Below are 13,345 nucleotides of genomic sequence, written 5' to 3' on the forward strand. Positions count from 1 at the left end.
CGCACCGCCTGCACGACCTCGGTCAACTCGGCGGCCATGCGATCGATGTCGGCGACGCCGTAGATGGTGCGACCGAGCATCGCGGCGCCGACCGGTCCGATCCCCATCGAGGCCGAACCCGCCTGGCCGCTCACCACGTCGCGCACGCCGGGCGTCGGCCCGAGGTCCGCGGCGAAGACGCAGTGGCCTTCGCCGCGCAGCAACGGCGCGAGCAGGGCGAAACTGTTGGGCGCGTCGGTGCCGGACCCGTGCACGAGCACGACCGGCTGCGGCCGTTCCGCCGACGGACGGCAGGACCAATCGTTGGCGCCCGCGAATGCGGGAATGGGCGGCACGGCGACCGCGACCGGCGCCTGCAATACGGCCGCGCTCGCGGCAGCGAGTACCAGGCCGGCGATTCGCCCGGCCTGTTTCCGAATCCACATTTTAAATTCCCAACGGTGCAGACAGCGCAGGCCACGAGTTCTTCAACGCGTCTTCCCAATAACCCCACGAATGGGTGCCGTCCGGGTGAATGTCATAGGTTGCCGGAATGCCCAAGGTATTCAGGCGGGTTTGCATATTGCGCGAGCAGTAATTCGTGCCCGCCTCGATGACGCCGCCCTTGATGAGTTGCGCCGCATAACCGTCGACGCCGGGCAGCGAATACTTGCCGTTCAATTCGTCGTACTTTCCGGGCAGCCCGCCGCCGCTGGAAATGTAGATCGACTTACCGCGCAGCCCCTCGGCCTGCACGTACGGATCGTTGGCCGCCCAGCGCGGGTCGTTCGCCGGGCCGTACATGTTCTCCAGGTGCGCCCAGCCCCAGGTCTCCACGGTCAGCCGGACGAACTCCTGGCCGACCGGGTCGCTGATCTGCGCGCACCCGCTGTACGCGGCGACGCTGGAATAGAGGTCGCCGGTGGTCGCGGCGAGCGCGAGGGTGGTGGTGCCCGCCATCGAGAAGCCGGCGATCCCGTTACGTCCGCTGGTCGCGAAGTACTTGTCGATGAGCGGCGGCAGTTCGCGGGTCAGGAAGGTCTTCCACTTCTGCCGCCCGAGGCGCGGGTCGTCGTTCACCCAGTCCGCGTAGTAGCTGAACATGCCGCCGATCGGCGAGACGACGTGCACGTTCTTGGTCGAAAGGAACTGCATGGCATCGGTTTCGGTTTCCCAGGTGACGCCGTCCTCGCCGCCGCCGGCGCCCTGGAGCAGATAGAGGACCGGGCGGGGCGCGCCGGTGTCGGCCGCGCGCTGGGTCTCCACCTGGATATCGCGATCCATCGCCGCGGAATGAATGGTCAACGTCAGCTTTCGCGCGTCGTGCTCGTGCACCGCGATAATTGTCGACTCGGCCGGCGCCGCGTGCGCCGGTGTAGGCATTATCGCTATAACCGCTGCACCAACTGTGACCGCGAGCACACTGAGCCAGCCGCGGTTGTCGCCACTCATGTTTCCCCTTCTCCGAAACGCGGAAACCACCCGCGTACGGCACCGAGACTACGGGGCGAAACAACCCTTTTTCATCACTGAAGTTGCAGGGCCACCAACTCTGGGGGCACGATTTCGTGCAATTCTCGAAGTGCTTGCTTTCACTTTTTCCGGCCGGTTCGGGACCCCATTTTCTGGGGCTCGTCGCGCCCGGATAGTTGCGTCGCCCCGGCCGCAGCGGATTGAATGCCTGCATGGGTGTCAGCGCGGTCCGGGATGTCGACGTATGCGTGGTCGGGCTCGGTCCGACCGGCCGGGCGCTGGCGCATCGCGCGATGCGGGCCGGGCTCAGCGTCACCGCCGTCGATCCGCGACCGGACCGGCTCTGGCCGCCCACCTACTCCTGCTGGGTGGACGAGCTGCCGGACTGGCTGCCGTCGACCGTCATCGCCAGCACGATTCCGCGGCCGACCGTCTGGGCCAAGTCCGAGCACCGCATCGATCGCCCCTACTGCGTGCTGTCCAAAACCGGCTTGCGCGAGGCGCTCCCGCTCGACGACGCCACCGTGCGCACCGGGCGGGCGACCAGGGTCGACGCACACGTCGTCGAACTGGCCGACGGCACGACGATCAACGCGGCCACGGTGTTCGACACCCGCGGCCTGCCCACCCTCGGCCGGCGCCGGGCCGCCAGCGCGCACGGCATCTTCGTCGCCGCCGAGACGGCCGCGCCGATGGTCGAGGACGGCGAGGGGCTGCTGCTGGATTGGCGGCCGGAGAACGGCGCGGGCCCCGGCGAGCCGCCGTCGTTCCTCTACTCGGTGCCGCTCGGCGACGGCACGGTGATCTTCGAGGAGACCAGTCTCGGCCTGCGGGGCGGCATGCCACAGCACGAGCTGCGCAGGCGCACGCTGAATCGGCTTGCCGCGCACGGCATCCGGCTCACCGGCGAGGAGCCGACCGAGGCCGCGCACTATCCCCTGGATCAACCGCCGCCGAGAAAGGGCACCGCACAAGCGGTTCCGTTCGGCTCGCGCGGCGGCATGATGCATCCCTGCACCGGCTACAGCGTGGCCGACTCGCTCGCACTGGTCGACACCGCGATCGACGCGCTCCAGCGGGGCCTCGACCCGATCGCCGAGCTATGGCCGCCACGAGCCAGATTGGTCTACTGGATGCGGATGCGCGGCCTATGGGGCCTCGGCCGCCTCACCACCGAACAGTCGATGGCGATGTTCGACGCGTTCTTCACCGCCTCGCCGCGCGGACAGCGCGCCCTGCTGTCCGCCCACGACGACTACACCGCCCTCGGCGCGGTCCTGTTCAACACCGTCGCGCACACCTGGCCGTTCCGCTGGCGCTACGACCTGGTCGGCTGGACCAACCGCAACCGCTGGCTGGACTACGACTTCGATCAGGCGCCGGTCTCCGCCGCCCGGCGATAGCCGCGCACGGCGGGGTAGACGAACACCACGATCACGCCGATCGTCCACAGCACCGTCTTCATCAACGGTTCCGCCACCGAGCCGCCGTAGGACAGCCCGCGCATCGCGTCGATCGCGCAGCTCATGGGCTGGTTCTTGATCGTCGACTGCAACCAGGTCGGGTAGGCGAAGGCCGGGGCGAAACCGGTGTTGAAGAACATCAGCAGGGTGTTGATGATGCCGATGATGTTCACCAGCATCACGCCCTCGGTGATGGTGGCCAGCGCGGTGACGAGCACGGCGAAGGCGACGCCGAACAGCACCGGGATGCCGATCAGCGCGAGGCCGGCGAGCGGACCCTGGTTGAACCGGAAGCCGAGTAGCAGGCCGACCCCGATGACGAACAGGGTGGTGACCAGCACGCGAACGGCCTCGGCCAGCAGGCGACCGGTCAACCCAGCCGCGCGGTGGATCGGCATGGTCCAGAACCGGCCGAGCAGGCCGGTCATCTTCTCGCCCTTGAAGCCGAGCGCGCTGACCACGGCACCGGACATCGCGGCGACCAGGGTGAGCAGCGCCATCTGCGCGTAGATGCTCGGCTGGCCGGTATAGCCGGTGATCGCCTTGCCGAGCACGATCTTGAACATCAGCAGGGTCAATGCCGGGTAGACCAGCGTTTGAATCGTCGTCGCGGGATCGCGTGCCCACACCAGCAGCAATCGCTTGCACTGGATCAGGCTGTGGGAGACCCAATTGCTCAGCGAGTTCTCGGGTTTCGCGGTCACCTCGGGCAACGGCGAATTCCCCGAGAGCTTGTCGGTCTCCTCGATCGGCGCCATGGGGGCCTGCACAGAACTCATGATCGCCTCACGCTCGCCCAGACCGCCAGCGGGATGAACACGAGCACGAGCCCGATCACCCAGGCCAGCGGCACCCACAACACTTGCCAGCTCACACCGCCCGCGGCCATGTCCCGCAGGGCGAAGGAGAACTGGGAGACCGGCTGATTGCGCACGAATCCCTGAATCCAGGTCGGGAAGTTCTTCTCCGGGACGAACCCGCAGGAGAGCATGCCGAAGATCAGCGTGGGCAGGGTCAGCGCCTGGCTCAGCGATTCGGGGCTCTTGGTCAAAGAGCCGAGCGCGTCGGCGCCGAGCGCGAGCGTGGTACCGATCGCCAGCGAGAACAAGCAGAACAACGCCGCCTGGCCGAAGCCCGCGACGAACCGGAAGCCGATCACATAACCGAAGAGCACGGCCGCGGTCAGCGAGGTGACCGAGCGAACCAACCCCGCCGCGATCCGCGCGGACAACGGAACCAGCATGCCGATCGGCATGGTCTGCATTCGCGTACTCAACCCGGTCAACGCCTCGAACGCGGCCAGCTGCGCATTCGACATCATGGTGAACGCCATCGTCTGCAACACGATGATCGGCATGACGTACTGGGCGTAATCGATGCCCTGGAACTTCATCACGAAGCGCAGCGGCAGATAGAACCCGAGGGTGAAGACCAGCGGCGTCACCACCGCGACGATCAACTCGCCCTTGGTGGCCATGGTCCAGACGATGCGGCCGGACAGTGCGCGCCACTGCGCGAACGAGGACGGCCGGGCCTCGGGTAGGTCCGCGAACAACGCGGCGGCGTCGGCGGCGCGATCCGGAGCCATAGCGGTGGTCACGACTGCACCTCGCTGACGCTCGGCTCCGTCGCGACCAATCGCGGTGCGGTGTCGATGGTTCGCTCGCTGCGCTCGCTCACTGCGTACCACCCGAATGTCCGGTGATGGACAGGAAGACGTCGTCGAGCGATGGCCGGCGCAACGCGATGTCGGCCAGTTGGATGCCCGCGGTATCGAGTCGGCGCAGCGCCTCGGTCAGCGTGGCCGCACCCTCCGGAGCCGGGATCGAGAGCCGGTCGCCGCCGTTGAGGGCGGCCAGCACCGCGGCGGGCACCAGGTCGCCGAGCGCGGCGGCGGTCGGGCGCAGCTGCGTCGGATCCAGCGGGACCACCTCGCAGTAGCTGCCGCCGGTCTTCTCCTTGAGCTCGTCGGCGGTGCCCTCGGCGATCACCGTGCCCTTGTCGATGACGATGATGTTGTCGCTGAGCACGTCGGCCTCCTCGAGGTACTGCGTGGTCAGCAGGACCGTGATGCCCTGCGCCTTCAGCGCGTTCACCAGGTCCCAGACGCCCTGGCGGCTGCGCGGATCCAGGCCGGTGGTCGGCTCGTCGAGGAACACCACCTCCGGCCGCACCACCAGGCCGCACGCGATGTCCACCCGGCGGCGCATGCCGCCGGAGTAGTGCCGCACCGCGCGACGGCCCGCGCTCACCAGATCGAATTCCTCGAGCAGGGTGTCGGCCCGCTTGCGCGCCGCGGACTTGGCCAGGCCCATCAGCCGACCGAAGAGTTCCAGGTTTTCCCGGCCGGACAGGTTCTCGTCCAGCGCGGCGTACTGGCCGGTCATCATGATCGACCGGCGCACCCCCGCCGCGTCCTGGAGCACGTCGTGCCCGGCGACGACGGCGGTGCCGGAGTCCGGGCGCAGCAACGTCGAGAGGATCTTCACCATCGTCGTCTTGCCCGCGCCGTTCGGTCCGAGGATGCCGAGGACGGAGGCGCGGTCGGCGACGAAGCTGACCCCCTGCAGTGCATGCACATCGCCGAACGACTTCCGCACGTCCGTCACCCGGACCGCTGGCTCACTGGCATGCAGATCTGCTTGGTTCAAGCTCGGCATCAACTCTCCACTATCGGCATTTGCGACGACTCAGGGGCCGCCGGAGCGCGCGCGTATACGTCCCCATAAGAGATCCGTAGCGCTTGGCGTGATGTTACCGGCATGCGGGGTTCGTACCGGGGCGCCCGCGCGGTACCCAACCGGAGCGCGGACTAAATGTGTCCTTACTCACATTCACCGATATCCGTCCGGCGCGGCCCGGATCGTCGCTGGTGAACCCTGTCAAGGGCAGCGCGGTGGCGGCGAGCGAGCCTTGTCGGCCCGTCGCGGCGACCATAGTCTGCTCATTGGGGGAACACTCACTCGTCCGCGGCGGCCGCCTCGCAAGTGGCCCGCACGCCGATTTCGATACTGCGAGAGGTGATCATGGCCGAGTCCGCGCAGCCACACGTGGCGGCGCAGCCCGGAGGATCGGGCCGATCGAACGTGCTGACGTCCTACGACCCGCGCACCGGCGAGACCGTCGGCAACTACGCCGTGATGGGCGCGGGCGAAATCAATCGCACCGTACGGGCCGCCCACGCGGCCGAAAAATGGTGGGCCGAACTGGGTTTCAGCGGACGCAAGCGCTGGCTGCTCGACTGGAAACGCGACATTGCCCGCCGCGCAGGCGAATTGGTCGAGATACTGTCCGAGGAAACCGGAAAACCGGAGGCGGACGCGGCAATCGAGGTGATGCTCGCGGTCGAGAACCTCGATTGGGCCGCCCGTAACGCCGCCCGCGCGCTCGGCAGGCAGAAGCTCGGCTCCACCTGGCTCACCCGCAACCAGCAGGCCTCGGTCGGCTACCTGCCGCTCGGCGTGATCGGCGTGCTCGGCCCGTGGAACAACCCGGTGTTCACCCCGATGGGCTCGATCGCCTACGCGATGGCCGCGGGCAACACGGTGGTGTTCAAGCCGCACGAGCTCACCACCGGTGTCGGCGTCTGGCTGGCCGACAGCTGGTCCCGGCTGGCGCCGAATCAGCCGGTGCTGCAGGTGGTTACCGGCGATCACGCGACCGGCTCCGCGCTGTGCCGGGCCAAGGTGGACAAGATCGCCTATGCCGGTTCGGATTCCGGCGCGCGCGAGGTGATCGCGCTGTGTACCCAGTCGATGACGCCGGTGGTGGTCGAGCGCAGCGGCAAGGGCAGCATGGTGGTGCACGTCGACGCGAAGCTCGACGACGCCGCCGAGGCCGCGGTGTTCGGCGCGATGGCCAATGCCGGGCAGAACGCGACCGGGATCCAGCGGGCCTACGTGGCCGAGTCGGTCTACGAACCGTTCCTGGAACTGGTGGCCGCGCAGGCCGCCAAGCTGCGCCCCGGCGCGGACAAGCGCGCGTCCTACGGGCCGATGATCCTGGAATCGCAGGTCGAGGTGGTGCGCAAGCAGATTCGCGACGCACTGGCCCGCGGCGGGCGCGCGGTGGTCGGCGGACTGGATTCGATTCGCGAGCCGTACATCGAACCCGTGGTGCTGGCCGAGGTGCCGGAGGAGAGCCTGGCGATCACCGGCGAGGGCATCGGGCCCGTGCTCGTCGTGAACAAAGTGACCAGCATGGACGACGCCGCGCAACGCATCAACGCGGTCGGCACCGACGTGGCGGTCTCGGTGTTCACCAGGGACGTGCACGAGATCGAGACCTTCGCCGAGCACCTGCGCGTGGGTGTGGTGACCATCAATTCCTCGACCGCCTACGCGGGCATTCCCGCGCTACCGTTCGGCGGGGTCGGCGAATACGGGCAGGGCCACAGCCACGGAGATCAGGGACTGCGCGAATTCAGCCACACCCTGGCCATCGCCCGCAAGCGCTACAAAGCCCCGGTCAACCTGTCCACCTTCGATCGACACCCACGCCATTTACGCTTGGCCAAGACCATCTTCCGCATCCGGCACGGGCGACGAACCTGAATTGCCGCACACCCGTTGACCTTCCGCGGATGGTGTGCGGCTATGCCCGGTTGCCGAGCAGGACGGCCTGCATGAGCGCGGTGACCCGGGCCAATTGTGCTGGGCGGGAGTCGAATCGGAGGAGGCGGCCGACGTCGATCACCTGACCGATGGCCGCGTGCACCCGAAACCGCGCCTCGATCGGATCGCCGTCCAGCAGATTGGCCCACTCGAGCACGTTCTGCCGTTGGATGGCGCGCAGCCGGTGCTGCTCGGCCGGCGGCAGGTTGCTGAATTCGGCGTAGTAGACCGGCATGATCTCCGGCATCGCGAAGGTGAGCCGGGCCTGGCGTTCGGCGATCCGGCGCACCGCGTCCTCGCGACTGGTCGCCTCGGCCAGCGCCTCGGTGATCGCCAGCGCGACCCGGTCGCCGGTCCGGTAGAACGCGGCGGCAAGCAGGTCGGACTTGCTGGCGAAGTAGCGGTACACGCTGGAGGCGTTGATCCCGACGGCCGCGCCGATCTCCTCGATGCTCGCCTCGTGATAACCCTGCCTGCCGAAGATCCGGATCGCCTCGGTGAGCAGCTGTTCGCGTTTCGACGACACCGGCAGGCCGCGGGTGACCGGCCCCGGATCCGGTTCCGGCGGCGCGGGCGGCAGCTCGGCGCGCAGGATCGCCCAGGACATGTCGTGCAGCAGCGGCAGCAGCTTGGCCCCGGACAGCGCGCTGCGATGGGCGGAAATACTGGCGATCGCGCTGAGCACGGCGGCGGCCAGCATCGCCACATCCGCGGGCGGCGCGGCCGGGCGCAGCAGCGCGATCGGTTCGGCGAGGGTGCCGTTCAGGTCGTCGTAGATCTCGCGGATCCGGATTCGATCCTCGCGTTCCAGGTAGCGCCGCTCCCAGCGGTACAGCCCGGCCTCGCGGCGGATCTCGATGGTGTGTTCGCTGATCGCCCGGATCAGCGCGTCCAGCCGCCGCTCGGGCGTCAGCTGCGGGTCGTCCGCGGCGCGCGCGACGTTCAGCAGATGCCGGGCACCCTCTTCGGCGGCCGCGACGAGCAACGCGTACTTATTGGTGAAGTGCCGGTACAGCGCGGGCCCGGAGATCCCCACCTCGGCGGCGATCTCGTCGACGCCGACCGGGTAGTACCCGCGATCGCTGAACGCGCGGGCGGCCGCCCGGATGATCTGCACCTTGCGATCCTTCGGCCGCCGGCGCACCTGCCCAGCCGGCACCCGACCGCCGCCCCCGGCGGGATCGCTGCGCGAGGCCGGCTCGTCCGGCCGCGCGGAAGCGAGGCCGACCTCGCTGCGATCCGCGACCATGCACCTCTCCGTTCTCCGGCGGCGCCGCTGGTTGACAGCGCCCGACAATGGAACCTAAGTTAACCACAATTCGCAAAGTTAACCAGTATTCATGGCAGGGTAGCCGCTGAGTTGCAGCGTAGGAGCAAACATGAGCAATACCGATTCCGCGGCCGTAGACGTGTCATCCACGCCTGCGGCCGGCTTTTCGGCGGTGCCCGACGGCAAGGTGCTGCGGGTGACCATCACCAACCCGAAGCGCAAGAACGCCGTCGACTACGACACCATGGTCGCCCTCGGCGACACCTTCGTGCACGCGGCCGCGGACAAGTCGGTCCGGGCCATCGTGCTGACCGGCGCGGGCGACGACTTCTGCACCGGCGCCGACCTCTCCGCCACCGTGCGCGAGGCCCAGCGCGGCATCACCCCCGACATGACCATGGACGCCGCCAACCGCTTGGTGCAGGCCATCGTCGACGCCCCCATCCCGGTGATCGCGCGGGTCAAGGGTGCCGCGGCCGGCGTCGGCGTCGCCCTCGCCCTGGCCGCCGACCTGGTCTACGCCAGCGACGACGCCTACCTCCTGCTCGCGTTCATCAACATCGGCCTGATGCCCGACGGCGGCGCGGCCGCGATGATCGCCGCCGCGGCAGGCCGGCCGCTCGCCGCCGAGATGGCCCTGCTCGGCGAGCGCCTCCCCGCCCCCGCCGCCAAACAGGCGGGCCTGTTCACCGCCGTGGTCCCCGAGGGCGAACTCGACCAGAAGGTCGAGGCCGCCGTCGCGAAGCTCGCCACCGGCCCCCGGCGCGCCCTCGAACTGACCAAGCAAGCCCTCAACCAAGCGACCCTGACCGCTCTCGCCCCCGCCCTGGCGGCCGAAAAGTCCGGCCAGACCGAACTTTTGACCTCTCCCGACTTCCTCGAGGGCGCCACCGCCATGCTCACCAAGCGCAAACCGGTCTTCGGGGACTGACACGGCTCTGGCCTGCGGACTGGGCGAAGCGGGACGGCTAAGCTCCTCGGCTATGGGCTACCTGGTTACCGGGGCAACTGGGTTCATCGGTCGGTTCCTGATCCCCGAGCTGCTGAAACGCGAGGGCGATATTCATGTGCTGGTACGGCCGGGCGCCGCGTCCGCCGACCGGTTCACCTACTGTGCGCGCGAGTGGGGCGGCGACGATCGGGTGCGGCCGGTGCCCGGCGATCTCGGCGCGCCCGGTCTAGGCATCGATCCGGCCTGGCTGGCCGAGCACCGCGGCACGATCGACCACGTCTTCCACCTGGCGTCCAGCTATGACCTCGCCGAGCGCGGCGACGGCACCCGGCATCTGGTGGACGTCGCCGAAAGCATGAAAGCCGGTCTGCTGCATCACGTCTCGACGGTCGACGTGGCCGGCTCGGCGGAGGGCCTGTTCACCGAGGACATGTTCGACGAGGGCCAGACGCTGACCACACCGGCGCAGCGAGCCAAGTTCGAGGCCGAGCGGGTCGTTCGCGCCGCCGCCATGCCGTGGCGGATCTATCGGCCGTCGATCGTCATCGGCCATTCCCGGACCGGCGAGATCGACCGAATCGATGGCCCCTACTACTTTTTCCGCCTGTTGCGCATGGGCGCGCAACTCCCGCGCATCCTGCCGGTGCTCGTGCCCAAACTCGGCGAAACCAACATGGTCCCGGTCGATTTCGTCGCCCGCGCGCTGGATCACATTGCGCACCAACCCGGCTCGAACGCGACGACCTACCACCTGGTGGATCCCCGCAGGCAGAGCGTCGCCGACGCGCTGAACCTGTTCGCCGACGAGGCGGGCGCGCCCCACCTGGTCGAGGTGATGCCCAAGCGCGCCCTCGACCTGGCCCGCCAGGTGCCCGGCGCCAGCTGGCTGCTCCCCCGCGTCGGCGTCCCCCGAGACATCTTGGAGCACAGCGAATTCAGCTGCTGGTTCGACTGCCGCCACACCGCCGCCGCCCTCTCCGGCACCGACATCAAGGTCCCGCCGCTGGCCGGCTACGCCCCGCTCATCTGGAAATACTGGATCGAAAACTGGGTGTGACGCCCTGCTTCAGGCGCCGGTGACGGTCAGGTAGATGAGAGCTACGTTCAATGCCGAGATTATCGCGGCGATCAGCCAGGCCAGGATGGTCGTGACGCGGTGGTTGACGTCGGCGCCCATCAGGGCCCGGTCGCTGGTGAAGCGGACCAGGGGGATCAGGGCGAACGGAATGCCGAAGGACAGGACCACCTGCGAGATGATCAGGGCGCGGGTGGGGTCGATGCCTACGCCGAGGATGACCAGGGCGGGGATGAGGGTGACCAGGCGGCGCAGGAGCAACGGGATGCGGCGGCGCAGCAGGCCCTGCATGATCATCGCGCCCGCGTAGGCGCCGACCGAGGTCGAGGCCAGGCCCGAGGCGAGCAGGCCGATGGCGAGCAGCAGCGCCGCGACCGGACCCAGCACGTCGCCGACGGCGGTGTGCGCGTCCTGCAGGGTCTCGATCTCGCGGTCGCGCAACGTGTTCGCCGCCATCAGCAGCATCGCCAGGTTGACCGTGCCTGCCAGCAGCATCGCCAGCACCACATCGACTTTGGTGATCTTGAGCAGCCGGACCCGCTGCGGCCCGACCGGCGGGTGGCCGTGCCGATCCCTGGCCAGGCCGGAGTGCAGGTACACCGCGTGCGGCATCACCGTCGCACCGATCATGGCCGCGGCGAGCAGCACGCTCTCCGAACCCTGGAACCTGGGCAGCAGGCCGCCGAGGGTGCCGCCGACCGACGGCGGTGAGATGAAGATGCCGGCCAGGAAGCCGATCGCGATGATCGCCAGCAAACCGGTGATCACCCGCTCGAACGGCTGCTGCCCGCGCCGGTCCTGCACCAGCAGCAGACCCATCGAGACCACGCCGGTGATCACGCCGCCGACCAGGAGCGGCAGCTGGAACAGCAGGTTGAGCGCGATCGCCCCGCCGACCACCTCGGCCAGGTCGGTGGCCATCGCGACGGTCTCGGCCTGCCCCCAGTAGGCGAGCCGGGTGCCCCGCCCCGATCGTTCGCGCACCGCCTCCGGCAGCGACATGCCGGTCACCAATCCCAGCTTGGCCGAAAGGAATTGGACGAGCCCGGCCATCACGTTGGCCATCACGATGACCCAGACGAGCAAGTACCCGAACTTCGCGCCCGCGCTGATATTCGACGCCACGTTGCCGGGGTCGACGTACGCGATCGCCGCGACGAACGCGGGGCCGAGCAAGAGGCCGGCCGCCCGGGCCCGCTGGGACGCTGCTTTTGCGGACTCCGCCATCGTCGTACTCACAGAACAGAATTTTACGGGTTCCCGAACTTTTCCGTTAGCCCTACCCGTAAAAAGCAACCGCCTGGTCATACCCGAAGGTATAACCAGGCGGTCGGTCGGTATTTAGCGGGTCGGTCAGATACCCAGGCCGCGGGCCAGCACCGGCCAGGACAGCTGGAACTCGTCGCGCCAGTAGCCCCACGAGTGGGTGCCGCTGTTGCGGAAGTTGTAGGTCGCCGGGATGCCCAGCGAGTCCAGCTTGCCCTTGAGGTTGTTGGTGCAGAAGTTGGTGCCCGCCTCGATCACGCCGCCGATGATGATCTGGTTGGCCAGGCCGTAGGCGCCGGGCAGCGCGTACTTGCCGTCGAGCGTGTCGTACTGGCCGGGCAGGCCGTTGCCGGTGGAGATGTAGAGGTCGAGGCCGCGCAGGCCCTCGGCGTGCACATAGGGATCGTTGGCCGCCCAATCCGGCGCTCCCGGCGGGCCCCACATGTTCTCGGTGTTGCCGCCACCCCAGGTCTCGACGGTGAGCTTGACGAACTCCGAGCCGACCGGGTCACTGGTCTGGGCGCAGCCGCTGTAGGCCGCGGCCGCCTTGTACAGGCCGGGCTTGGCGATCGGCAGCGCGAGCACGGTGGTGCCCGAGGTGGACAGGCCCGCGATCGCGTTCACGCCGTTGGTGCCCAGCGCCCCGTCGACCAGCGGCGGCAGCTCCTCGGTGAAGAAGGTCTTCCACTTGTTGCGGCCGAGCGTCGGGTCGTCCTTGATCCAGTCGGTGTAGTAGCTCCACTTGCCGCCGATCGGCTGGATCACGTTGACGTTCTTGTCCGAAAGGAACGCCAGCGCATCGGTCTTCGCCTGCCAGGAGGCATCGTCCTGGCCGCCGCCCGCACCGTTCAACAGGTACAGGGTCGGGCGCGGGACCGACGCGTCGGCCGGGCGCTGCACGTCGATGATGACCTTCTGGTCCATCGCCGCCGAGTACACGTACAACCGGATGTTGCGCGCGTCCTTGTACTCGGCCTTGGTGATCTTCGAGCCGTCGGGCGAGGTCGGGTTGGCCAGCAGACTCTTGCCGTCGATGATCGGGTCAGCGGCCGAGGCGGGGGCCACGCCGAGGCCGGTCATCACTCCCGCGAGGACCGCAGTGGCCGCGATCGCCGCGGCGGCACGCAGGCCGCTGCGCCGGGTCTGTCGACGTATCAATTTCGCACCTTCGCTTCGTCTCGAGCTTCCATCTGCATTACCCCACGTGCCCTGCGGTGGACGCCCTGGACACACCACGGCAGACCATACGGGCTA

General features: G+C 68.5%; 11 protein-coding genes and 1 pseudogene. 4 read left to right on the forward strand and 8 right to left on the reverse strand.

The features are described from left to right. Both ACFQ9K_RS30780 and ACFQ9K_RS30785 read right to left on the reverse strand, forming a co-directional pair. A pseudogene (locus tag ACFQ9K_RS30780) lies at nucleotides 1–425 on the reverse strand (triacylglycerol lipase); the annotation flags it as partial. Nucleotide 426: 1 nt separating this feature from the next. Next, on the reverse strand, nucleotides 427–1,431 hold the full coding sequence (locus ACFQ9K_RS30785; protein WP_378983923.1) for an alpha/beta hydrolase: 1,005 nt from the start codon (nucleotides 1,429–1,431) through the stop codon (nucleotides 427–429). 233 nt (nucleotides 1,432–1,664) lie between these two features. Between ACFQ9K_RS30785 and ACFQ9K_RS30790 the strand changes: the two genes are divergently transcribed. Beyond that, the gene (locus ACFQ9K_RS30790; protein ID WP_378722829.1) at nucleotides 1,665–2,855 is read left to right on the forward strand and encodes a lycopene cyclase family protein; all 1,191 of its coding nucleotides are present in this window, start codon (nucleotides 1,665–1,667) and stop codon (nucleotides 2,853–2,855) included. On the opposite strand, the gene ACFQ9K_RS30795 is transcribed toward ACFQ9K_RS30790, so the two are convergent. The 3 genes from ACFQ9K_RS30795 to ACFQ9K_RS30805 form a co-directional block, all read right to left on the reverse strand. After that, nucleotides 2,825–3,694: an ABC transporter permease gene (locus ACFQ9K_RS30795; protein ID WP_378722828.1), complete on the reverse strand. Its 870-nt coding sequence runs from the start codon at nucleotides 3,692–3,694 to the stop codon at nucleotides 2,825–2,827. The genes ACFQ9K_RS30790 and ACFQ9K_RS30795 overlap by 31 nt on opposite strands. Then, a complete protein-coding gene (locus ACFQ9K_RS30800; protein ID WP_378722836.1) occupies nucleotides 3,691–4,503 on the reverse strand; it encodes an ABC transporter permease in 813 nt (270 codons plus the stop codon). The genes ACFQ9K_RS30795 and ACFQ9K_RS30800 overlap by 4 nt, the downstream gene beginning before the upstream one ends. Nucleotides 4,504–4,591: 88 nt before the next feature. Continuing rightward, entirely contained in the window at nucleotides 4,592–5,575 is a 984-nt protein-coding gene (locus tag ACFQ9K_RS30805; RefSeq protein ID WP_378722826.1) for an ATP-binding cassette domain-containing protein, read from the reverse strand. 366 nt (nucleotides 5,576–5,941) lie between these two features. On the opposite strand from ACFQ9K_RS30805, the gene ACFQ9K_RS30810 reads away from it, so the two are divergent. Beyond that, complete coding sequence (locus tag ACFQ9K_RS30810) at nucleotides 5,942–7,468, forward strand: aldehyde dehydrogenase family protein (RefSeq protein WP_378722834.1); 1,527 nt, start codon at nucleotides 5,942–5,944, stop codon at nucleotides 7,466–7,468. A gap of 40 nt (nucleotides 7,469–7,508) precedes the next feature. Here the strand turns inward: ACFQ9K_RS30810 and ACFQ9K_RS30815 are convergent, their stop codons facing one another. Beyond that, complete coding sequence (locus ACFQ9K_RS30815) at nucleotides 7,509–8,777, reverse strand: TetR/AcrR family transcriptional regulator (protein ID WP_378722825.1); 1,269 nt, start codon at nucleotides 8,775–8,777, stop codon at nucleotides 7,509–7,511. A gap of 130 nt (nucleotides 8,778–8,907) precedes the next feature. On the opposite strand from ACFQ9K_RS30815, the gene ACFQ9K_RS30820 reads away from it, so the two are divergent. Beyond that, a complete protein-coding gene (locus ACFQ9K_RS30820) occupies nucleotides 8,908–9,729 on the forward strand; it encodes an enoyl-CoA hydratase-related protein (protein ID WP_378722824.1) in 822 nt (273 codons plus the stop codon). Nucleotides 9,730–9,781: 52 nt separating this feature from the next. Continuing rightward, on the forward strand, nucleotides 9,782–10,807 hold the full coding sequence (locus ACFQ9K_RS30825) for an SDR family oxidoreductase (RefSeq protein WP_378722823.1): 1,026 nt from the start codon (nucleotides 9,782–9,784) through the stop codon (nucleotides 10,805–10,807). A gap of 9 nt (nucleotides 10,808–10,816) precedes the next feature. On the opposite strand, the gene ACFQ9K_RS30830 is transcribed toward ACFQ9K_RS30825, so the two are convergent. Together ACFQ9K_RS30830 and ACFQ9K_RS30835 are read right to left on the reverse strand one after the other, a co-directional pair. Then, the gene (locus tag ACFQ9K_RS30830; protein ID WP_378722833.1) at nucleotides 10,817–12,052 is read right to left on the reverse strand and encodes an Nramp family divalent metal transporter; all 1,236 of its coding nucleotides are present in this window, start codon (nucleotides 12,050–12,052) and stop codon (nucleotides 10,817–10,819) included. Between the two features lie 126 nt (nucleotides 12,053–12,178). Then, on the reverse strand, nucleotides 12,179–13,171 hold the full coding sequence (locus ACFQ9K_RS30835) for an alpha/beta hydrolase (RefSeq protein ID WP_378722832.1): 993 nt from the start codon (nucleotides 13,169–13,171) through the stop codon (nucleotides 12,179–12,181). Nucleotides 13,172–13,345: the final 174 nt, after the last annotated feature.

Source organism: Nocardia sp. NPDC056564, from assembly GCF_042793755.1.
Classification (GTDB): Bacteria; Actinomycetota; Actinomycetes; order Mycobacteriales; family Mycobacteriaceae; genus Nocardia.

Coding starts and splice junctions, on each gene's coding strand:
- ACFQ9K_RS30805 (WP_378722826.1), bottom strand. CDS start 5,575: ATGCCGAGCTTGAACCAAGCAGATCTGCATGCCAGTGAGCCAGCGGTC.
- ACFQ9K_RS30835 (WP_378722832.1), bottom strand. CDS start 13,171: ATGACCGGCCTCGGCGTGGCCCCCGCCTCGGCCGCTGACCCGATCATC.
- ACFQ9K_RS30810 (WP_378722834.1), top strand. CDS start 5,942: ATGGCCGAGTCCGCGCAGCCACACGTGGCGGCGCAGCCCGGAGGATCG.
- ACFQ9K_RS30825 (WP_378722823.1), top strand. CDS start 9,782: ATGGGCTACCTGGTTACCGGGGCAACTGGGTTCATCGGTCGGTTCCTG.
- ACFQ9K_RS30795 (WP_378722828.1), bottom strand. CDS start 3,694: ATGAGTTCTGTGCAGGCCCCCATGGCGCCGATCGAGGAGACCGACAAG.
- ACFQ9K_RS30785 (WP_378983923.1), bottom strand. CDS start 1,431: ATGAGTGGCGACAACCGCGGCTGGCTCAGTGTGCTCGCGGTCACAGTT.
- ACFQ9K_RS30830 (WP_378722833.1), bottom strand. CDS start 12,052: ATGGCGGAGTCCGCAAAAGCAGCGTCCCAGCGGGCCCGGGCGGCCGGC.
- ACFQ9K_RS30790 (WP_378722829.1), top strand. CDS start 1,665: ATGGGTGTCAGCGCGGTCCGGGATGTCGACGTATGCGTGGTCGGGCTC.
- ACFQ9K_RS30815 (WP_378722825.1), bottom strand. CDS start 8,777: ATGGTCGCGGATCGCAGCGAGGTCGGCCTCGCTTCCGCGCGGCCGGAC.
- ACFQ9K_RS30800 (WP_378722836.1), bottom strand. CDS start 4,503: ATGGCTCCGGATCGCGCCGCCGACGCCGCCGCGTTGTTCGCGGACCTA.
- ACFQ9K_RS30820 (WP_378722824.1), top strand. CDS start 8,908: ATGAGCAATACCGATTCCGCGGCCGTAGACGTGTCATCCACGCCTGCG.